This window comes from Xenophilus arseniciresistens (assembly GCF_028023875.1).
GTDB classification, from domain to species: domain Bacteria; phylum Pseudomonadota; class Gammaproteobacteria; order Burkholderiales; family Burkholderiaceae_C; genus Xenophilus; species Xenophilus arseniciresistens.
The window spans coordinates 371,775-391,673 of sequence record NZ_JAQIPB010000003.1; the positions used below are offsets into that span (position 1 = coordinate 371,775).

Genomic DNA, 19,899 nt, shown 5'->3' on the forward strand with positions numbered 1-19,899 from the left:
CGCGGGCCCGTCGCACCAGCGGCGGGCCCGCTTTGCTTTTTTTGTGCGAAGAAGAAGGCTCGCCTTCGCCGTGGGTAAGCGCCAGGAAGGCGCTGGTAGCGGGCATGGGAACATCCGACAGCAGGACTTCGGCCCCCGCCCATGCACATCACTCTTCGCCAACTGCGCTATTTCGTCCACATCGCACGCAATCGCAGCTTCTCGCGCGCGGCCCAGCAGTTGGGCATCGCGCAGCCGGCCCTGAGCCAGAACATCGCAGCGCTGGAAGAGAGCCTGGGCGCCAGGCTCTTCGAGCGGCACGCCAAGGGCGTGGACCTCTCGCCCGAAGGCCAGCGCCTCTACGAAAGGGCCGTGCAGCTGATCGGCCATGTGGATGCGCTTCGCCACGACATCCACGGCCATGACGCCCTGCCCACGGGGCCGGTCCGGCTGATCATGGCGGGCTCGGTCGCTGCGGTGCTCATCGCCCCCTTGCTGCGCGAGATCACGCTCCGCTACCCGGGCATCCGGCTCGCCGTGAGCGACAGCATGTCCTTTGAGGCCCGGCTGCAGGTGGAAGCCGGCCATGCCGATCTGGCCCTGATGCCGAACGCATCCGAAATGCAGGGCATGGATGCGATGCCGGTGTTCGAGGAGCACTTCATGGTCTATGGCGCGCCGCAGACCATGCAGCGCGAGCCGCCAAGCATCGACTTTGCACGTCTGGCTCGCTGGCCGCTGGCTGCCCCGGACCGTGCCCACGATCTGCGCAAACTCATCGAGCGCGCCGCGCTGGCCATCGATCAGCCGCTGGACGTGCGCCATGAACTCAACAGCCCTGCGATGCTGGTCTCGGTGGTCAGAGAGGGGCTGGCCTACGCCGTGCTGCCTCCGAGCAGTTGCGCAGAGGCTGTTGCGGCAGGCGTCATCGTGGGCCGCCCGATCGCCGACGCCAGCCTCAGCCGGGTGCAGGCCATCGTCTGGCCGCAGGCACGTCCCCTTTCAGCCGCCGCAGCAGCAGTGCGAGACCTGCTGGCCGAGGTGGCCAGCCAGCAGTTGCGAGCAGGCCTGCTCTACGGACGGGCCATCACGCCGGCCCATGCCGTGCGTCCATAAGAAAAACTGAAGGCACGCCAGCTCAAGACGGTATTGGATTCGGGCGCAAGCCTTGTCCACACTCCAGCGCAAGGGGCCTCGCCCCTGCAACTGGAGACAAGACATGGCAGCAAGGAACGTCGTGGTCATCATGTCCGATGAGCACGACCCACGGATCATGGGGTGCTCGGGACATCCCTTCATCAAGACCCCGCACCTGGACGCGCTGGCCGCGCGCGGCGTGCGCTTCACCAGCTCCTACACGCCCAGCCCCATCTGCGTGCCCGCGCGCGCCGCCTTCGCCACGGGCCTGCGGGTCCACCAGATCAGGCTGTGGGACAACGCCATGCCCTACACCGGTGCGCAGCGCGGCTGGGGCCATGTGCTGCAGGAGCATGGCGTGCGCGTGGAAAGTATCGGCAAGCTGCACTACCGAAGCGTGGAAGACCCGGCGGGCTTCGACCAGGAACACCTGCCCATGCATGTGATCGGCGGCCACGGCATGGTCTGGGCTTCGATCCGTGACCCCTTCAAGCCGCGCGTGGACGGCCCACGCATGCTCGGGGAGCGCATCGGCCCCGGGGAATCCTCGTACACCCAGTACGACAGAGCCGTCACGGCACGCGCCGTCCAGTGGCTCAAGGACGTGGCCTCGGGCCCGCGCGAGCAGGGCTTCGTGCTCTACATCGGCCTGGTGGCCCCGCACTTTCCCTTCGTCGTGCCCAGCAAGTTCTTCGATCTCTACCCGCTGCACACGCTGCCCGAGCCCAAGCTGCATCCCAGCCAGGGGTACCAGCGCCATCCATGGGTGCAAGAGTACGAGGACTTCATGGCGTCGGAAGCGCGCTTTGCCGACGCGCAGGAAAGGCTGCGCGCCTTTGCCGCCTACTACGGCCTGTGCAGCTGGCTCGACCACAACGTGGGGCAGATCGTGCAGGCCCTGGACGAGGCAGGCCTGAGCGACAGCACGCAACTGATCTACACCTCGGACCACGGCGACAACCTCGGCGCGCGCGGTGTGTGGGGCAAGTCCACCCTCTATGAGGAAAGCGTGAAGGTGCCCATGCTGATGGCGGGCCCCGGCATCACGCCCGCCGTGTGCGAAACGCCGGTGGATCTGCTGGACCTGTTTCCCACCATCCTGCAGGGCGTGGGCATCGACCCCGCACCCGAAATGCAGGCGCGGCCCGGCCGCGCGCTGCAGACGCTGGCCCGCTGCGCGCCGGAACCGGAGCGGCCAATCCTGAGCGAATACCACGCCGCGGGCAGCAACAGCGCCGGCTTCATGCTGCGCAAGGGTCGCTGGAAGTACCACCACTACGTGGGCTTCAGGCCCGAGCTTTTCGATCTGCAGGAAGACCCGGAAGAACTCGATGACCTGGCCGCCAGCCCCGCGCATGCGCAGGTGCTGGAGGACATGCACCGCGCGCTGCTGGCCATCTGCGACCCACAGGTGGTTGACCGCGAGGCCAAGGCGGACCAGGCCGCGCTCATCGCGCTCCACGGAGGCATCGAGGCGGCTCACCAGCTCGGCTCCTCCACCTCCACGCCGGTGGCGGTACCGCTGGAGGACAGCCACTGATGGACCCGCAAGAAGACCCTGAAATCGAAGCCCGCTTCCTGAGCGACTGGAGCGGCTTGAGCGTGGGGCGGCCACGCGAAGTTCACCGCCCTCGCAGCACCGAAGAAGTCGCTGCCCTGGTGCGCCGCTGCCACGAAGAAGGTCTTTGCATCACCGTGCAGGGCGGCATGACCGGGGTGGCGGGCGGCGCCGTGCCCGCGCAAGGTGACGTGGTCATCAACCTGGAGCGCATGAATGCGATCGAGGAGATCGATGCGCTCGAAGGCGTGATGCAGGTGCAGGCCGGCGCGACGCTGCAGCAGGTGCAGGAAGCGGCCGAGGCCGCCGGCTGGATGTTCGCGGTGGACCTGGGCGCACGCGGCAGTTGCCAGGTCGGCGGCAATGCGGCGACCAATGCCGGCGGCATCCGTGTGATCCGCTACGGCACCATGCGCGATTCGGTGCTGGGCGTGGAGGCCGTACTGGCCAACGGGCAGGTCGTGTCGTCGCTCACACGCCTGGTCAAGAACAGCACGGGCCTGGAGCCGCGCTTCCTGTTCATCGGCACCGAAGGCACGCTGGGCATCATCACGCGGCTCACGCTGCGCCTGCATCCACCGATGGGGCAGGCCGCGGTGGCCTGGGTCGCGGCCTCCAGATTCGAGGCCCTGCCCGTGTTGCTGCGCCAGCTCAAGAAGAAGCTGGGCAGCGGACTGTGCGCCTTCGAGTTCATGTCCGGCCAATACGTGCGAACCGCCTGCGAATTGACCGGCGCCACCGTGCCGGTGCAGACCGAGGGCGCCTGGCACGTGCTGATCGAGGCCGCCGGGGCTGCGGGCCAGTGCCTGGACGAGCCGTTGCAGGAGGCTCTGATGCATGCCCTCGAAGGCGGCGACATCGATGACTGCGCCATGGCCGCCAGCCAGGCGCATCGCGAGTCCTTCTGGCGCATCCGCGAGGCGATTCCGGAAGTGCTCACGCACCTCAAGCCGCCAGCCACGCTGGACATCGGTCTGCCCTGGGCCCGCACGGCCGAGTACGTGCAGAAGGTGGCTGCCGAGCTTCAGGCCCGGTTGCCGCAAGCCCAGCATCTCTTCCTGGGCCACCTGGGCGACAACAACCTGCACCTGATCAGCGGCCCGCTGGACGAGGCCGGTGTGCATGCCGTGGACGAGATCGCCTATGGCGCCCTGCGCGGCTGCGGCGGGACCGTGAGCGCCGAGCACGGCGTGGGTCGACTCAAGAAGGACTACCTGGCCGTCAGCCGCACACCTGAAGAGATCGCATTGATGCGGACCTTGAAACAGGCGCTGGACCCAGCCGGCATCCTCAATCCCGGGCGGATCATCGACTGACCCGCGCGCGCACGACAACGATCCCACGGAGACACACCATGAAACGCAGAGCAATGCTGAGGCTCATCGGCGCGGGCACGGCCTCGGCCGGCTGGCTGGCCCTGCCGGCGCATTCGACATCCAAGTACCCGAGCGGTCCCATCCGCATGGTCGTGCCCTATGCGGCCGGCGGCGGCATCGATGCCGTGGCCCGGATGCTGGCCCAGGGCATGGCCGATGTCCTGCATCAACCCGTGGTGGTGGACAACCGCGGCGGCGCGGGCGGCATGCTGGGGGCCGAAATCGTGGCCCGGGCTGCGCCCGACGGCTACACCGTGCTGCTGGCGGGCAACCCCGAGCTCACCATCACGCCGCAGCTGCAAAAGGCAAGCTACAGCGCGGCCACCGACTTCAAGCCCGTGGTGCTGGTCTCACAGTCGCCCAATGTGCTGGTGGCCAGGCCTTCACTGGGAGGCAAGGACCTGCGTGAAGCCCTGCAGGCCGCGCGCCAGCAGCCCGGCGGCATCTCGGTGGGCACGCCCGGCAATGGCTCGCCACAGCATCTCGCCGTGGAGCAGCTGCGCGCTCAGACGGGCCTGGACATCGTGCATGTGCCTTACAAGGGCGCCGGCCCGGCGACGGTGGCCGCGCTCGGTGGTGAGGTGAGCTTTGCGCTGGTGGGGGCGCCCCCAGTGCTGCCGCACATCGGCAGCGGCAAGCTCGTGGGCTACGCGGTCACGCAGCCCGAGCGTTCACCGCTGGCGCCGCAGGTCCCCACTCTGGCCGAGGCGCTGGACCTGAAGCAGAAGGACGACTTCGTGTCCTGGTACGGCCTGCTCACCCCGGCCCAGGTACCGGCCGAAGCGGTGCAAGCTTTGGCTCGCGCTGCCTTCGCCGTGCTTCAGCGCAGCGACACGCGCGCGCGGCTGGCGGCGCTGGGCACCGATCTGGTGGCCATGCCGGCTGCGTCTTTTGCGCAGCGCATGCAGCAGGAAACACGGCGCTACGGCGAAGTGATTCAGCGGCTGGGCATCAACAAGGCCAGTTGATGCGTGCCCCGCCGTGACGGCCTCGGCCGGGCTCAGAACCGGTAGGCCGCGCTCACGCCGGCCGACCACTGCCGCCCGGGTGCCGGCTCGAAGAAGCGGGCATTGCCTTCGTTGACGATGACCGAGCCCGCGTAGTTGCGATCAAACAGGTTGTCCACCCGCGCGAAGGCCTCGAGCTGCCAGGGGCCGTAGCTTTGCTGCCAGCCCAGCCAGGCGCCGGTGACGGCATAGCCCGGCGCGCTGACGCTGTTGCGGTCGTTGGCCATGATGCGGCCCTGCGCACGCAGGTCGACGCCGGCCCGCCAGCCCTGCGGCGGCGCCCAGCCCAAAGAGGCGTACAGCGACTGCCGGGCCACGCCGGGCAGGCGCGCGCCGGCCAGCACGCGGTTGGCGTCGTTGCAGGGCAGCGGCGTGCAGAAGCCGTCCACGTAGCGCGCGTCCAGCCAGGTGTAGGCCAGTTGCGTGCGCCAGTGGGTGGCGCTCTGGTGCTGCCAGCCGATCTCCGCGCCCTGGCGTTTGGTGCGGCCCGCGTTCTGGAAGCTGCTGCGCCCGCCCACGCTGCTGTGGGTCACGATCTCGTCCTTCGTGCGGGTGTGAAAGAGCGCCGCCGTCAGCAGGCCGCCGGCCAGCCGCGCCTTGGCGCCCAGCTCCACATTGCTGCTGAGCGCGGGGCGCAGGCCCAGGTTCAGCCCGCCCAGGCCGTCGGTGCGGTAGGAGATCTCGTTGAGCGTGGGCGTCTCGAAGCCGCGACCGGCCGACAGGTAGAAAGAGAGGTCTCGGCCGGGCTGCCAGCGCAGCGCTGCCACGGGCAGCACGCGCGAATGGATGGCCTGGCCGCTGTCGTTGCCGTTGGCCAGGTAGTGGTCCTCGGATTCGAAGCGCACGCGGCTGCGGCGCGCACCCACTTCCAGGCTCCAGGCTTCGGCGAGCTGCCAGTCGGCCTGCACATAGGGGTCGAGGTTGCTGACCGTGTTGCGCTCGTCGCGGCGCAGCCGGCCCTGCACGCCCAGCAGCGGCGCGGCCGGCGTGCCGAGGTAGTTCTCGTAGCCGGTGCGCGTCTCGCGCATGCCGTCCCAGGCCAGGCCCGCAGCCAGCGACAGCGGCCGGCCCAGCAGGTTTTGCTGCGTGGTCCAGCGAAGGTCGATGCCGCTGTAGCGCCGCGCCAGGTCAATCACGCCGCCGGCATGGCGCGGGTTCTGCTGCGCGCCGGGCGGGATGGACTGGAACTGCGTGGTCTGCCGTTCGCCGCCATACAGCAGCACGCGCAGTTGATGGTCGCGCGCCAGGGTCTGCTCGTAGACCAGGCCGGCCTGCCGCTGCGACACCGTCTTGCGCGTGTTGTACTGCTGCGCCAGTGGTGCCGCGCGCGGCGTGCTGCGCCATTGCGCCTCGGTCAGGCCCAGCGGGTCCTGCGCCGAGATGCGCACGTCGTTGTAGACCAGCGTGAGCCTCGCGCCGTTGTCCAGCGCCAGGCCCAGGCGGGCGTTGGCCAGGTCGCGCGTGGCGGCGCTGTGGTCGCGCCAGCCTTCGGTGGCGAAGCGGCTGATGCTGACGCGGTAGTCCATCTGCGCCGCGCCATTTTTGCCGTCGCCCTCCCCCAGCGCCTGTGCGCCGCTGAGCTCCAGCGCCTGGCGCCAGCTGCCGTTGCTGCCGCCGCCCGTGGTCGAGCGCAGCAGCGGGCGGCCTTCACCGGGTGCGGTGAAGGCCTGCAGCACGCCGCCGGAAGAGTTGCCGTAGAGGGCCGAAAAGGGGCCGCGCATCACTTCCACGCGCTCGAGCGAGCCGATCTCGATGTTCGAGGTCTGGCCCTGGCCGTCGGGCAAGGTGGCGGGAATGCCGTCCACGTACAGGCGCAGGCCGCGCACGCCGAAGGTGGAACGCGCGCCAAAGCCGCGCACCGACAGCTGCAGGTCCTGCGCGAGGTTGCGGCGGTCCTGCACCTGCAGGCCGGGCACGGCCCCCAGGCCTTCGCTGAGCTGGGCCTGCAGGCGCTGCGCGCGCAGGTCCTCGCCTTCCACGCGGTCCACCGAGCCGGCCAGCTCGAAGGCCGGCCGCGCACCGGCGGGCGTGCTGACCGTGATGGCGGGCAGGGTCTGCGGCGCATCGGCCGATGCGCCCTGCGCCCAGGCGGCGGGGGCCGGCAGCAGCGGAAGGCCCAGCGCCAGAAGGATGTATGGTTTGTCCATGTCAGTGGCGCCCGGCCGCCCGAAGGCACTGAGGCACCCCCCCGGGGGGCAGCGGACCTCGCGAAGCGGGGAAGCGTGGGGGTCGTTTCATTTCAGCGCACGCGGCTCTTCAGAGGTTCACCAACCAGGCTGGTGCGGCCGGCCTCGTGCGCCCAGAGGCGCTCGTTGCCCTGCCCGTCTTCGGCCACGAAGAGGATGCGCCTGCCCAGGGCCGAGAAGCCCAGCGGCATCGCGTGGCCCGCGCCCGCAACCAGGTCGGCCACGCGGCGCGTGCCCTTGTCGCTGCCGTCGGTGGTCCAGGCCTCCACGCCGTGCGTGCCGTCGCCGGCCGCGAACCAGAGCGCGCTGCCCATCGCGGCCAGCCGCGCGGGCGCGGCGCTGGCCTCGCCCTTGAAGATGTCGCGCACCTGCCGCGTGCCCTCGGCCGTGCCATCGCTGCGCCACAGCTCGGCGCCATGGCGGCCGTCGGTGGCGGCGAAGTAGAGGCTTTCTTCCACCACCGTGAGCGGGCCCGAGACCGAGCCGGCCGCGCCTTCGCGGATGTCCTTGACCAGCCGCGTGCCGGCCTCGCTGCCGTCGCTGCGCCACAGCTCCAGCCCGTGCGCGCCGTCGTCGGCCGCGAAATAGAGATGACCACCCATGGCCGCCATCATCGCAGGCGAGGAGGAGCCCTCGCCGGCCCGGATGTCGCGGATCAGGCGCGTGCCGGCGGCCGTGCCGTCGCTGCGCCACAGCTCCACGCCGTGGCTGGCATCGCGGGCGGCGAAGTACAGCACCGGGCCGATCGCGCGCATCTGCCCCACATCGGCATCTTCGCGGCCGGGCCTGATGTCCATCACCTGCCGCGTGCCGGCGCGCGTGCCGTCGCTCACCCACAGCTCATGGCCGTGCTCGGGCGTGGTGGCGGTGAAGAAGAGCTGGCGTCCGGCCGAGACGAGCTGGCGCGGCAGCGCCTTGGGCCCCAGGTCGCTCACGCGTTCGGGCACGTCGCCGTTGCCGCGCAGGCGCCAGATCTGCCGGCCCGCGCGGCCGTCGTCGGCCACGAAGTACAGCGCGCCGGCATGCACCGTCAGCTCGGCCGGCATCGCGCCTTCGGCGCCGGCTCGCAGATCGGCCACCTGCCCGGTGCCGTCGGCCGTGCCGTCGGTGCGCCACAGCTCAAGGCCATGCACGCCGTCGGTGGCCGTGAAGTAGGCATGCCGCCCATGCACCGTCAGGCCCGCTGGGTAGGCGCTGCGCGGGCCGGGGTGGATGTCCTTGAGCAGCCGCGTGCTGGCCGTGGTGCCTTCGGTGGTCCACAGCTCCTGGCCGCTTTGCGCGTGGAAGGCCGCGAACACCATGCGCGGGCCCAGCAGCGTGAGGTGGGCGGGGGCCACGAAGGCGCCGGGCCGGCCCTGTTCCGCCGGGCGCGGGGCATCGTCGTCGGCGGCCATGGCCGGCTGCGCGCCGACCAGCGCCAGCAGCAACAGTGCTGCGGCGCCATGCTTCAGAAAATGGTGCATGAAAGCGAAGCTCCTCGCGTCAGCCGTGGAACCAGCGGGCCGGCACGGTGACCAGCTGCGGGAACAGCACCATCAGGAACATGATGGCGAACTGCGCGGCCATGAAGGGCAGCACGCCGCGCGTGACCTCGTCCATGCGCATCTTGCCCACGCCGGCCACCACGTTGAGCACCACGCCCACCGGCGGTGTGATCAGGCCGATGGAGTTGTTGATGATGAACATCACGCCGAAGTAGACCGGGTCGATGCCCGCGGCCTTGACCACCGGCATCAGCACCGGCGTCAGGATCAGGATGGTGGGCGTCATGTCCATGGCCGTGCCCACCGCCATCACCAGCAGCATGATCGCGATCATCAAGAGGATCTTGTTGCCCAGGAAGGGCTCGAGCATGCCCACCACCTTGCCGGGCAGGTCGGCCACGGTGATCAGCCAGGCGCTGACCATGGCCGCGGCGATCAGGAACATCACCACGGCGCTGGTCTTGGCAGCGCTCACGAACACGGCATACAGCTCCTTGAAGCTCAGCTCGCGGTAGATGCAGGCGGCCACGAAGAAGGCGTAGACGGCCGCCACCACGGCTGCCTCGGTGGGCGTGAACACGCCCATGCGCAGGCCCACGAGGATGATCACCGGCAGCATCAGCGCCCAGCCGGCCTCGCGCGCGGCGGCCCAGATCTCCTGCCGGCTCTTGCGCGGGGGCGGCTCGATCTTCTCGCGCCGCACCAGCCAGGCCCAGGTGATCCACAGCGCGCCGCCGATCAGCAGGCCCGGCACGATGGCGGCCATGAATAGCTTGGAGATGGAGACGTTGGCCGCCACGCCGAAGATCACCAACCCGATGCTAGGCGGGATCACGGGGCCGATGATGCCGGTGGCGGCAATCAGGCCGCCCGAGCGGGCCCTGTCATGGCCCGCGCGCACCATCATGGGCAGCAGCAGCGCCGTGAGCGCGGCTGCGTCGGCCACGGCCGACCCCGACAGCGCCGACAGCAGGCAGCCGGCCATGATGGTCACGTAGCCCAGGCCGCCGCGCACATGGCCCACCAGCGCCAGCGCCAGATCGACGATGCGCTTGGACAGGCCGCCGGCGTTCATGATCTCGCCGGCAAGCATGAAGAAAGGCACGGCCAGCAGCGGGAAGCTGTCGGCCCCGCCGATGAGGTTCTGCGTCAGGATCTGCGCGTCGAACAGGTCCAGTTGCCACATCAGGGCCACGCCGCTGGCCAGCAGCGCGAAGGAGATGGGCATGCCGATGGCCATGGCCAGCAGCAGGGAGCCCAGGAAGATGGCGATGGTCATGGCTGGCGCTCCTCGGTGCGGGCGGGCGTGGGGGACGGTGCGGCAGCGCCCTGCGGGCCCAGCACCTGGGCCAGCGCGCCTGCCTCCTCGGATTCCTGGATGGCAACCAGCTCGTCTTCGGCCATGCGGCCGCTCAGCAGCCGCCACAGGTCCAGCAGCAGGATCAGCCCGGCCGCCACGGCGAACACGATGCCGGAGGTGTAGACGATGGCCATGGAGGCGCCCGTGACCGGCGCCTGCACGTCCCAGTTGATGCGCGTCTGCGCCACGCTGCCCTGGAACAGCAGCCACAGCATGTACAGCATCAGCAGGTAGCTGATGGCCAGGCACCCCTTCTTGCCCCAGGCCGGCAGGCGCGACACCAGCATGTCCACGCCCAGGTGCGCGCGCTCGCGCAGCGCCACGATGGCGCCCAGGAAGGTGATCCAGATGAACAGCCAGCGCGAGACTTCCTCGGACACCGTGATGCCCGAATTGAAGCCGTAGCGCAGCACCACGTTGCCAAACACCAGCACCACCATCACGGCCAGCATCAGCGCGATCAGCGCCTCCACCGCCCGGCAGGCGCCATCGATCCATCGGTTCATCTCGTCTGTCTCCACCTCATGCGACGGCTCCCTGCCGTTCGATTGCATTGCGCTTGAAAACGGGCCGGCACCCCCATGGAGTGCCAGCCCGCGCCTGTGTCGCGCCTGTTCGCGCCTAGGGCTGGCGGCTGTCGTTGACCAGTTGCACCAGCGCCCGCAGCGCAGCCAGATAGGACTGCGGCCCCAGCCCCTGCACCGTGCCGCGCACGGCCGGCGAGATGATGGAATGTGCACGCCAGGGCTCGCGGGCCGCGATGTTGGACATGTGCACCTCGATCACCGGGAAGGGCATGGCCTTGATCGCATCATGCAGCGGCACGCCGTGCTGCGTCAGTCCCGCAGGGTTCACCAGCGCGCCCTGGGCCTGGTCGATGTGCTCATGCAGGAAGTCAATCAGCGCGCCTTCGTGGTTGGACTGCAGCGTGGCGATGCTCACGTCCAGCTCGCCGGCCAGCGCCTCGAGGCGGGCGTTGATTTCGGCCAGCGTCGTGGTGCCGTAGATGTGGGGCTCGCGGCGCCCGAACAGGTTCAGGTTCGGGCCGTGGAGGACGAGGATTTTCATGGTCTCAATGCGGTGTGACAGGGGAGATGGCATCGGGCACTGCACCTTCGCAGCCATTGGCGAAGGTGCCGCCCATCGCCTTATTGCTTGCGGATGCGGGCCAGCTCGTCGTTGTAGAGCTTGACCACCGCCGGGTCGTACTGGGCCGAGAACTTCTCCAGCGCGGGCTGGGCGATCTGGCGCATGCGGGCCTGCTCGGCGGGGCTCACCTCGTTGAACTGCGCGCCCTTGGCCTGCAGGTCGCCCACGGCCTTCTGCGCCGCGGCGCGGCTGACCTGGCGCTGGTAGGCGCGCGACTCGTCGGCAGCCTCCTGCATCCACTTCTGCTCCACGGGCGTGAGCTGGTCCCAGAACTTCTTGCTCACCAGCAGGATGTTCGCGGCGTACACGTGGTTGGTGGCGCTGACGTACTTCTGCACTTCGTAGAACTTGTTCGACAGGATCACCGCGAAGGGGTTTTCCTGGCCGTCCACGGCCTTGGATTCGAGCGCGCCGTACAGCTCGGCGAAGGGCATGGGCACGGGGTTGGCCTTGAAGGCGCGGAAGGTGTCGAGGAACACCGGGTTCGGGATCACGCGGATCTTCAAACCCGCCAGGTCCTCGGCCTTGGTGATCGGCTGGCGGCTGTTGGTGACGTTGCGAAAGCCCAGGTCCCAGTAGCCCAGGGCCACCAGGCCCTTTTCAGGCAGCTTGGAGATCAGCGTCTTGCCCAGCGGGCCGTCCAGCAGCGCGTCGGCCTGCGCGAAGCTGTTGACGGCGAAGGGGAAGTCGATCAGGCCGAATTCCTTGACGATGCCCGCCAGCGAGGTGGTGGCCGGCGAATACATCTGCTGCACGCCGCCCTGCAGCGCCGACTGCTGCTGCTGTTCGTTGCCCAACTGGTTCGAGGGGAACTCCTGCACCTTCATCTTGCCGCCGCTCTTGTTCGAGAGGATCTCGGCAAAGCGCTTGACGCCGAAGCTCACCGGGTGGTCGGGGTTGTTCAGGTGACCGAAGCGGATCGTGCGCTCCTGCTGGGCCAGCGCGGGAACGGCGATGGCCAGGCAGAGGCCGGCCGCGGTGAGTGCGCGAAGGATGTTCAAGGCTTGTCTCCTTTGAAGGGTGGGATGGACGGCAGGCAGCCGACTTGGCAATCTTATCCATATTGGAAGTAATTTCCAAATTGAAATTTGATTCCTCCATTTGATACAGTCGCACCCGCGGCTGGCGCTTCGCCGGCCCGACCCGAACACGAGGTGTGCATATGAGCGCAGTGATGGAGCGCAGCTTCAAGGTGCTGGAGGAACTGGCGCAGCATCCGCAGGGACGCCCCCTGTCCACCCTGGCGGCCGAGCTGGACATCCCGCTGTCGGCCACGCACCGGCTGCTCACCGAGCTGATCCGCTGCGGCTATGTGCGCCAGGACGCGCGCGACGGCCACTACTTCCTGACCATCAAGCTGGTCTCGCTGGGGCTGAGCTACCTGAGCAACTCGGGGGTGGTCGATATCTCCCAGCCGCTGCTGGACCAGCTGGCCGCCGCCTCCGGCGAGCTGGTGCGCCTGGGCGTGGTGGACGACGAGGAACTGATCTTCGTGGCCAAGGCGCAGGGCGCCACGCACGGCCTGCGCTACGACCCGGACATGGGCCTGTCGGTGGCGCTGTCGTGCAGCGCGGCCGGCCATGCCTGGCTGTCCACCCTGCCCGAAGACGACGCGCTGGCGCTGGTGGCCAAGAAGGGCCTGGGCAAGCCCGAGCAGTTCGGCCCCCGCGCGCCCACCACCATCCAGGGCGTGATGGACTATGTGAAGGCGGCGCGCGAACGCGGCTTCAGCATGATCAACGAGGTCTTCGCACCGGGCATGACGGCCATGGCGGCCCCGGTGGTCAACGCCCAGGGCACGGCCATCGGCGTCATCACCATTGCCGGCCCGGCCGTGCGCCTGACCGAGGAGCGCATGCGCGCGCTGGGCCCGGTGCTGTGCCAGACCGCGGCCGACGTGGCCCAGGCCAGCGGGGCCTCCGCCCTGTTTAAGCGGCGCGCCTGAACGCCCCGGCGGGCCGCAGAAATGACAGATCGGAAACGACGCGTCTGCATTTGCCCACGGCCCCAACGTGACATGACAGTCCAGGGTTGGCCTGCAGACCAGCTGTCACATCTCTGTCGCACAATTGCCGCGGCCCGGCGCTGGCCGTCACAAAAAGTGACGCGGGCGGCTCGCCACGGCACAGCCGGTCGCCTTTCCTGCCTTCCTTATGTCTCTGATCCTTGTACAGCCGCCACCGCCTGCCTCGCCGCCGGGTGAGGAGCATCTGTGGGCACGCTGTGACGCCGCCCGCACGCAGGTGACCGGCCAGGGCCGCGCGGCACCGGCGCTGCTGCCCGGCCCCGGTGAGCTGACCCTGGTCATTCCCGCGGCCGCGCTGTCCTGGCACACCGTGACGCTGCCGCGCGGCACCCTCAATGCCGGAGCGCGCCTGCGCAGCGTGCTGGCCGGCCTGCTGGAAGAGCGGCTGCTGGACGACCCCGAGCAACTGCATTTCGCCCTGGAACCGCGCGCCCGCGAAGGCGAGCCCGTCTGGGTCGCCACCTGTGACCAGGCCTGGCTGCGCGAGGCCATCCAGACGCTGGAGGCCGCCGGCCGCCGCGTGGGCCGGCTGCTGCCCGAGCTCACGCCCCGCGCGAGCGACGCGCCACCGGCCTTCTATGTCACGGGCCTGCCCGAAGACGCGCGCATCACATGCTGCGACGCCAGCGGCGTGGTGACGCTGCCGCTGGCCGAGCATGGCCTGGCCCTGCTGCAGCCCCCGCTGCCCGAAGGCGCCACCCTCAGCGCCGAGCCGGCCGTGGCGCAGGCCACCGAACAGTTGCTGGGCACCGCCGTGCCGCTGCAGACCACCGGCGAGCGCTGGCTGCAAAGCCTGGCCTCGGACTGGGACCTGGCCCAGTTCGCGCTGGCCCGCACCGGCCGCGCGCGCGCGGGCAAGACCCTGGCCGGCTGGGGCCACACGCTGTGGCGCGCGCCGCGCTGGCGTGCCGCACGCTGGGGCGCCGCGGCGCTGGTCGTGGCCCAGCTCATCGGCGTGAACGCCTGGGCCTGGAAGGAGCGCCAGGCGCTTCAGGCCAAACGCGACGCCATCACCCAGACCCTGCGCACCACCTTCCCCAAGGTGCAGCTCGTGATCGACGCGCCGCTGCAGATGCGGCGCGAAGTGCAGGCCCTGCAGCAGGCCACGGGCGGCCTGACGCCGGCCGACCTGGAACCCATGCTCTCGGCCCTGTCGGCCAGCCTGCCGGCCGGCCGCGTGCCCACGGCCATCGACTACAGCGGCGGCCAGCTGCGGCTGCGCGGGCTGGGCCTGTCGGTGTCGGAGCTGTCGGCCCTGGCCTCGCCCCTGGCCGCGCGCGGCTACAACGCACGCGGCGAAGGCGACCTGCTGCTCGTGCAGGCCACGGAGACCCGCGCACCATGAGTTTTGCCAACATGGCTGCCGCGCGCCTGCGCGGCTGGTGGAGCGGCCTCACGCCGCAGGAACGGCGGCTGGTGGGCATCGCCGCCGCCGTGGTGGGCCTGGCCCTGCTGTGGTGGGTGGCCCTGGCGCCCGCGCTGCGCACGCTGGCCACCGCCCCGCAGGAACATGCCCGGCTCGACGCGCAGCTGCAGCAGATGCGCGCGCTGCAGACCCAGGCCCGCGCCCTTCAATCGCAACCGCGCGCCGAGCGCCAGGACGCCATCCGTGCGCTGGAAGCCAGCCTGCAGGGCGGCCTGGGCGGACAGGCCCAGATGCAGGCCCAGGCCGGCGACGCGGTGGGCGTGGCCCTGCGCCAGGTGCCGGCCGATGCGCTGGCCGGCTGGCTGGCCCAGGCCCGCGCCAACGCGCGCGCCGTGCCGCGCGAGCTGCGCCTGACCCGCAGCACCCAGCCTGCGCCCGTGCAGGCCGCGCCTGCCGTGCCCGCGGCACCGCCCGGCCCACCCAACCGGTCGCGCACGCTGCCCCGCACGCCCGAGGCGGCCGGCGCAGCGCCGGCCTCCGCCGCGGCAGCCGCGGCAGCCGCCCCGCCCGCGCCCATCGTCAGCGGCCCGCCCCAGATCCGCTGGGAAGGCACGCTGGTGCTGGCCCTGCCCGCCCCATGACGATCATGCGTGCGCGCCCTGCCGTCTCGATGGACCGGCTCAGCCGCCTGGGCCGCCGCGCGCCTGACGCAGCCGGCGCCGGCGGCCGCACGCCCTGGCGCTGGGCCATTGCCGGCGCCGTGCTGGGCGCCGCGCTGGCCACCGCCGTGTGGGCGCCTGCGCGCTGGCTGGCGGCCGGGCTTCATGCCGCATCGGGCGGCAAGGTGCAGCTGGTCAATCCGCGCGGCACCTTCTGGCAGGGCAGCGCCGGGCTGGTGCTGGCCAGCGGCACCCAGGGCGGCGAAGCCGTGGCCCTGCCGGGGCGCGTGGGCTGGCAGCTGCGGGCGCGCTGGCTGGGCCTGTCGGGCCGTCTCGATCTGCCCTGCTGCGCGCAGGCGCCCGTGGGCTTTGCGCTGCGGCGCGCCGGCGCCGGCATGCAGCTGGCCTGGCAGGACGCGGCCACGCGCTGGCCCGCCACCCTGCTCACCGGCCTGGGCGCGCCCTGGAACACGCTCAAGCCCGAAGGCACGCTCACGCTGCACACGCGCGGCCTGGTGCTGGGCTTCGAACCCGAACGCCTGGCCATCACGGGCCAGGCCACGCTGGACGCGACCGACATGTCGTCCAGCCTGTCCACCCTGCGCCCCATGGGCAGCTACCGGCTGGACCTGGCCGGCGGCCAGGCGCCCAGCCTGCTGCTGACCACCCGGGAAGGCGCGCTGCAGCTGGCCGGCAGCGGCCTGTGGAGCGGCCGGGCCATGCGCTTCAGCGGCGAAGCCACCGCCGCGGCGGGCAGCGAAGACGCGCTGTCCAATCTTCTGAACATCATCGGGCGCCGCGAGGGTGCCCGTTCGATCATCAACCTGAGTTGAATCCGTCATGAAATTCATGCGTTCGCGCAACGCCATCGCCGCGGCCCTGGTCGCGCCCCTGCTGCTGATGACGGCCCCGGCCGGCCTGGCCCAGGCCGCGCGCGGAGAACCTGTGACGCTGAACTTCGCCAATGCCGACATCGAGGCCGTGGCCCGCACCATGGCCGTGATCACCGGCCGCGACGTGGTGGTGGACCCGCGCGTCAAGGGCACCATGAACCTGGCGACCGAGCGGCCCGTCAGCCCCACCACGGCCTTCGAGCAGTTCAGCGCCGCGCTGCGCCTGCAGGGCTTTGCGGTGGTGGTTTCCGAAGGCCTGTACAAGGTGGTGCCCGAGGCCGAGGCCAAGCTGCAGACCGGCACCGTGGCCACCTCCATCGGCGGCCCGTCCACCCTGGCGGGCAACCAGATCGTCACGCAGGTGTTCAAGCTGCACCATGAGTCGGCCGCCAACGTGCTGCCCGTGCTGCGCCCGCTGATCGCCCCCAACAACAGCATCAACGTGAGCCCCGGCAACAACGCGCTGGTGATCACCGACTACGCCGACAACCTGCGGCGCCTGGCGCGCATCGTGGCTTCGCTCGATGTGCCCAACGCCTCGGATGTGGAAGTGATCCCGCTGCGCCACTCCATCGCCGCCGACCTGGTGCCGCTGGTGCAGCGCCTGATGGACGGCGGCAGCGCCACGGTGGGCCTGCCCACGGCCGCGGGCGCGCCGGCCGCGCCGGGGGGCGATGCGTCCTTCCGCACCTCGCTGCTGGCCGATTCGCGCAGCAACGCCATCATCGTGCGCGCGGCCAACCCGGCCCGCCTGGCGCTGGTGCGCTCGCTGGTGCAAAAGCTGGACCGCGCGCCACTGGAAAACGGCAACGGCGCGGCCGGCAACATCTACGTGGTCTACCTCAAGAACGCCGATGCGGTGCGCCTGGCCACCACGCTGCGCGCGGCCATCGCCGCGGGCAACGTGAATACGCTGGGCCAGCCGGGCGCAGCCGGCAGCGGCGCCGTGCCCCAGCCCTCCACGGCCGTCATCAACCAGGCCACCAGCGCCGCCAGCAGCGCCGCGGGCCAGTCGGGCATGAGCTCGGCCGCCACGGCGCCGGTGGACAACGCCAACCAGCCTTCCGTGGGCGGCCAGATCCAGGCCGACCCCTCCACCAACTCGCTGATCATCACGGCGCCCGAGCCGCAGTACCGCCAGCTGCGCGCCGTGATCGACCGGCTGGACAGCCGCCGCGCGCAGGTGCTGATCGAAAGCCTGATCGTGGAAGTCAATGCCGACAAGGCCGCCGAATTCGGCGTGCAGTGGCAAAGCGCGCTGGGCAAGGAAGCGGCCATCGGCACCAACTCCAGCCTCGGCGGCCAGGCCAACATCCTCGACCTGGCGCTGGGCATCGCCGCAGCAGCGGCCACCGGCAGCCCCTCGGCCATCACCAAGCCCTCCACGGGCCTGAACATCGGCATCGGCCGGCGCACCGGCGGCGGCTACGCGCTGGGCTTCATCGCGCGCTTCCTCTCGGCCAACGGCGAGGGCAACGTGCTCTCGACCCCCAACCTGCTGACCCTGGACAACGAGGAAGCCAAGATCGTGGTGGGCCAGAACGTGCCTTTCGTGACCGGCCAGTTCACCAACACCGGCGCGGGCACGGCCCAGGTCAACCCCTTCCAGACCATCGAGCGCAAGGACGTGGGCCTCACGCTGCGTGTGCGCCCGCAGATCAGCGAGACCGGGACCGTGAAGATGACGGTGTTCCAGGAGGTCTCGGCCGTGCTGCCCGGCACCGAGGCCGCAAGCAACGGCCCCACCACCACCAAGCGCTCCATCGAATCGAGCGTGCTGGTGGAAGACGGCAGCATCATCGTGCTGGGCGGCCTGCTGACCGACGAATATTCCAGCGGCCAGGAAAAGGTGCCCGGCCTGGGCGACGTGCCCGTGGTCGGCAACCTGTTCAAGAGCGAGACCCGCAGCCGCCGCAAGAACAACCTGATGGTCTTCCTGCGGCCCACCATCGTGCGCGATTCGCTTTCGGGCGACGCCATCACGGCCGACCGCTACGACATGCTGCGCGCGCTGCAGCAAAGCAGCCAGCCGGCCAGCAGCGCGGCGCTCAACGCCGTCAACGCGGCGCCCCTGCTGCCTGCCTTGCCCGACACCCGCACGCCCGATCCGTCGCGCCGCATCGAAGGCACGCGCCTGATCCCCCCGCCGCTGCCGCCGGCCCAGCCCGTGCGCAGCGCCCCGCCCAGCGACTGGGACCCCATGCGCGGCGCGCCCGCCGCCACGGACGACCCCTCGACCCAGCGACGCCTGCCCTGATGTCCGGCGCCCGTCACCCCCTGCCCTACGCCTTCGCGCGCAGCCAGCAACTGCTGCTGGAGCGCGACGACCAGGACGGCGGCTACACGCTGTGGATGCCCGTGGGCGCGGCCCGCCAGTCGGCCAGCGCGCTCGGCGAGGTGATGCGCAAGTACAACCTGGGGCCGGGCAGCCTGCGCATGCAGAGCCTGCCGGCCGACCAGCTGGCGCAGCGCATCAGCGCCGCCTACGCGCAGGGCGAGTCGAACGCCGCCGCCGTGGTCAGCGAAGTGCAGAGCGACGCCGACCTCACGCGCATGATGCAGGAGCTGCCCGCGGTGGAAGACCTGCTGGAGTCGGCCGGCGACGCGCCCATCATCCGCATGCTCAACGCGCTGCTGACGCAGGCCGCGCGCGACGGCGCCAGCGACATCCACATCGAGCCCTACGAGCGCACCTCGTCCGTGCGCTTTCGCGTCGATGGCACCTTGCGCGAAGTGGTGCAGCCCAACCGCGCGCTGCATGCGGCACTGATCTCGCGCCTGAAGATCATGGCCGACCTGGACATCGCCGAAAAACGCCTGCCGCAGGATGGCCGCATCTCGCTGCGCATCGGCACGCGCGCGGTGGACGTGCGCGTGTCCACCCTGCCCAGCGCGCATGGCGAACGCGCCGTGCTGCGCCTGCTGGACAAGTCAGAAACCCGCCTGACCCTGCCGGCCGTGGGCATGACGGGCGACACGCTCAAGCGCTTTCGCAGCCTCATCACGCAGCCGCACGGCATCATCCTGGTCACCGGCCCCACGGGCTCGGGCAAGAGCACCACGCTGTACGCCGCGCTGGGCGAGATGGACGCCAGCAGCAGCAACATCATGACGGTGGAAGACCCCATCGAATACGAGCTGCACGGCGTGGGCCAGACCCAGGTCAACGCCAAGATCGAGCTGACCTTCGCCAAGGCCCTGCGCGCCATCCTGCGCCAGGACCCGGACGTGATCATGATCGGCGAGATCCGCGACTACGAGACCGCGCAGATCGCCATCCAGGCTTCGCTCACGGGCCACCTGGTGCTGGCCACCTTGCACACCAACGACTCGGTCAGCGCCGTGACGCGCCTGACCGACATGGGCGTGGAGCCCTTCCTGCTTTCGAGCTCGCTGCTGGGCGTGCTGGCCCAGCGCCTGGTGCGCAAGCTGTGCCCCGTGTGCGCCAAACCCGGCGAGCACGGCACCGAGCCCGTGGGCTGCGAAGCCTGCGGCCACACCGGCTACCAGGGCCGCACCGGCGTGTTCGAAATGCTGGTGGCCGACGACGCGGTGCGCGCGCTGGTGCACAACCGCGCCGCCGAAAGCGAGCTGCTCGCGGCCGGCCAAAAGGGCGGCCTGCGCAGCATGCGCGAAGACGGCGAACGGCTGGTGGCCGCGGGCATCACCTCGCAGGCCGAGCTGCTGCGCGTGACCCGGGACTAGCGTCGGTTTCTTCT

The 19,899-nt window shown here is 70.5% G+C and carries 16 protein-coding genes; 10 read left to right on the forward strand and 6 right to left on the reverse strand.

Going from position 1 to position 19,899, the window contains the following annotated elements; translation table 11 throughout:
• The first annotated feature begins 141 nt into the window (after positions 1 to 141).
• From PGB34_RS10395 to PGB34_RS10410, 4 genes are all read left to right on the forward strand, one after another.
• Entirely contained in the window at positions 142 to 1,095 is a 954-nt protein-coding gene (locus PGB34_RS10395; protein WP_271428003.1) for a LysR family transcriptional regulator, read from the forward strand.
• A gap of 103 nt (positions 1,096 to 1,198) precedes the next feature.
• Complete coding sequence (locus tag PGB34_RS10400) at positions 1,199 to 2,656, forward strand: sulfatase-like hydrolase/transferase (RefSeq protein WP_271428004.1); 1,458 nt, start codon at positions 1,199 to 1,201, stop codon at positions 2,654 to 2,656.
• The gene (locus PGB34_RS10405; protein WP_271428005.1) at positions 2,656 to 3,990 is read left to right on the forward strand and encodes an FAD-binding oxidoreductase; all 1,335 of its coding nucleotides are present in this window, start codon (positions 2,656 to 2,658) and stop codon (positions 3,988 to 3,990) included. The genes PGB34_RS10400 and PGB34_RS10405 overlap by 1 nt, the downstream gene beginning before the upstream one ends.
• Before the next feature lie 38 nt (positions 3,991 to 4,028).
• Positions 4,029 to 5,018 (forward strand): Bug family tripartite tricarboxylate transporter substrate binding protein, encoded by a 990-nt coding sequence (locus tag PGB34_RS10410; RefSeq protein ID WP_271428006.1) that lies wholly within the window; start codon positions 4,029 to 4,031, stop codon positions 5,016 to 5,018.
• Positions 5,019 to 5,050: 32 nt separating this feature from the next.
• On the opposite strand, the gene PGB34_RS10415 is transcribed toward PGB34_RS10410, so the two are convergent.
• From PGB34_RS10415 to PGB34_RS10440, 6 genes are all read right to left on the reverse strand, one after another.
• Entirely contained in the window at positions 5,051 to 7,204 is a 2,154-nt protein-coding gene (locus PGB34_RS10415; RefSeq protein WP_271428007.1) for a TonB-dependent receptor, read from the reverse strand.
• 92 nt (positions 7,205 to 7,296) lie between these two features.
• Positions 7,297 to 8,706, reverse strand: a complete 1,410-nt coding sequence (locus tag PGB34_RS10420; protein WP_271428008.1) for an ELWxxDGT repeat protein — start codon at positions 8,704 to 8,706, stop codon at positions 7,297 to 7,299.
• Between the two features lie 19 nt (positions 8,707 to 8,725).
• The gene (locus PGB34_RS10425) at positions 8,726 to 10,006 is read right to left on the reverse strand and encodes a TRAP transporter large permease (RefSeq protein ID WP_271428009.1); all 1,281 of its coding nucleotides are present in this window, start codon (positions 10,004 to 10,006) and stop codon (positions 8,726 to 8,728) included.
• Positions 10,003 to 10,593 carry a TRAP transporter small permease gene (locus tag PGB34_RS10430; RefSeq protein WP_271428010.1) on the reverse strand — a complete coding sequence of 197 codons (591 nt, stop codon included), beginning with the start codon at positions 10,591 to 10,593 and terminating at the stop codon, positions 10,003 to 10,005. The genes PGB34_RS10425 and PGB34_RS10430 overlap by 4 nt, the downstream gene beginning before the upstream one ends.
• Before the next feature lie 115 nt (positions 10,594 to 10,708).
• Positions 10,709 to 11,155 carry a type II 3-dehydroquinate dehydratase gene (locus tag PGB34_RS10435; RefSeq protein ID WP_271428011.1) on the reverse strand — a complete coding sequence of 149 codons (447 nt, stop codon included), beginning with the start codon at positions 11,153 to 11,155 and terminating at the stop codon, positions 10,709 to 10,711.
• Between the two features lie 80 nt (positions 11,156 to 11,235).
• Positions 11,236 to 12,237: a TRAP transporter substrate-binding protein gene (locus PGB34_RS10440; protein WP_271428012.1), complete on the reverse strand. Its 1,002-nt coding sequence runs from the start codon at positions 12,235 to 12,237 to the stop codon at positions 11,236 to 11,238.
• A 161-nt stretch (positions 12,238 to 12,398) separates the two neighbouring features.
• Here PGB34_RS10440 and PGB34_RS10445 point away from each other — a divergent pair, with 161 nt between their 5' ends.
• The 6 genes from PGB34_RS10445 (at position 12,399) to gspE (ending at position 19,885) form a co-directional block, all read left to right on the forward strand.
• Positions 12,399 to 13,181 carry an IclR family transcriptional regulator gene (locus PGB34_RS10445; protein ID WP_271428013.1) on the forward strand — a complete coding sequence of 261 codons (783 nt, stop codon included), beginning with the start codon at positions 12,399 to 12,401 and terminating at the stop codon, positions 13,179 to 13,181.
• Between the two features lie 208 nt (positions 13,182 to 13,389).
• Entirely contained in the window at positions 13,390 to 14,607 is a 1,218-nt protein-coding gene (gene gspL, locus PGB34_RS10450; RefSeq protein WP_271428014.1) for a type II secretion system protein GspL, read from the forward strand.
• Positions 14,604 to 15,269: a type II secretion system protein GspM gene (gspM, locus tag PGB34_RS10455; protein WP_271428015.1), complete on the forward strand. Its 666-nt coding sequence runs from the start codon at positions 14,604 to 14,606 to the stop codon at positions 15,267 to 15,269. Before gspL ends, gspM begins: the two co-directional genes overlap by 4 nt.
• A gap of 29 nt (positions 15,270 to 15,298) precedes the next feature.
• A complete protein-coding gene (gspN, locus tag PGB34_RS10460; RefSeq protein WP_408647871.1) occupies positions 15,299 to 16,120 on the forward strand; it encodes a type II secretion system protein N in 822 nt (273 codons plus the stop codon).
• 7 nt (positions 16,121 to 16,127) lie between these two features.
• Complete coding sequence (gene gspD / locus PGB34_RS10465) at positions 16,128 to 18,437, forward strand: type II secretion system secretin GspD (protein WP_271428017.1); 2,310 nt, start codon at positions 16,128 to 16,130, stop codon at positions 18,435 to 18,437.
• The gene (gene gspE / locus PGB34_RS10470) at positions 18,437 to 19,885 is read left to right on the forward strand and encodes a type II secretion system ATPase GspE (protein WP_271428018.1); all 1,449 of its coding nucleotides are present in this window, start codon (positions 18,437 to 18,439) and stop codon (positions 19,883 to 19,885) included. Before gspD ends, gspE begins: the two co-directional genes overlap by 1 nt.
• The last annotated feature ends 14 nt before the right edge of the window (positions 19,886 to 19,899 follow it).

What these genes read in the sequence shown, in the direction of transcription:
- PGB34_RS10395 (WP_271428003.1), top strand. Translation starts at nt 142, where the DNA reads ATGCACATCACTCTTCGCCAACTGCGCTATTTCGTCCACATCGCACGC.
- PGB34_RS10400 (WP_271428004.1), top strand. Translation starts at nt 1,199, where the DNA reads ATGGCAGCAAGGAACGTCGTGGTCATCATGTCCGATGAGCACGACCCA.
- PGB34_RS10405 (WP_271428005.1), top strand. Translation starts at nt 2,656, where the DNA reads ATGGACCCGCAAGAAGACCCTGAAATCGAAGCCCGCTTCCTGAGCGAC.
- PGB34_RS10410 (WP_271428006.1), top strand. Translation starts at nt 4,029, where the DNA reads ATGAAACGCAGAGCAATGCTGAGGCTCATCGGCGCGGGCACGGCCTCG.
- PGB34_RS10415 (WP_271428007.1), bottom strand. Translation starts at nt 7,204, where the DNA reads ATGGACAAACCATACATCCTTCTGGCGCTGGGCCTTCCGCTGCTGCCG.
- PGB34_RS10420 (WP_271428008.1), bottom strand. Translation starts at nt 8,706, where the DNA reads ATGCACCATTTTCTGAAGCATGGCGCCGCAGCACTGTTGCTGCTGGCG.
- PGB34_RS10425 (WP_271428009.1), bottom strand. Translation starts at nt 10,006, where the DNA reads ATGACCATCGCCATCTTCCTGGGCTCCCTGCTGCTGGCCATGGCCATC.
- PGB34_RS10430 (WP_271428010.1), bottom strand. Translation starts at nt 10,593, where the DNA reads ATGAACCGATGGATCGATGGCGCCTGCCGGGCGGTGGAGGCGCTGATC.
- PGB34_RS10435 (WP_271428011.1), bottom strand. Translation starts at nt 11,155, where the DNA reads ATGAAAATCCTCGTCCTCCACGGCCCGAACCTGAACCTGTTCGGGCGC.
- PGB34_RS10445 (WP_271428013.1), top strand. Translation starts at nt 12,399, where the DNA reads ATGAGCGCAGTGATGGAGCGCAGCTTCAAGGTGCTGGAGGAACTGGCG.
- gspL (WP_271428014.1), top strand. Translation starts at nt 13,390, where the DNA reads ATGTCTCTGATCCTTGTACAGCCGCCACCGCCTGCCTCGCCGCCGGGT.
- gspM (WP_271428015.1), top strand. Translation starts at nt 14,604, where the DNA reads ATGAGTTTTGCCAACATGGCTGCCGCGCGCCTGCGCGGCTGGTGGAGC.
- gspN (WP_408647871.1), top strand. Translation starts at nt 15,299, where the DNA reads ATGGACCGGCTCAGCCGCCTGGGCCGCCGCGCGCCTGACGCAGCCGGC.
- gspD (WP_271428017.1), top strand. Translation starts at nt 16,128, where the DNA reads ATGAAATTCATGCGTTCGCGCAACGCCATCGCCGCGGCCCTGGTCGCG.
- gspE (WP_271428018.1), top strand. Translation starts at nt 18,437, where the DNA reads ATGTCCGGCGCCCGTCACCCCCTGCCCTACGCCTTCGCGCGCAGCCAG.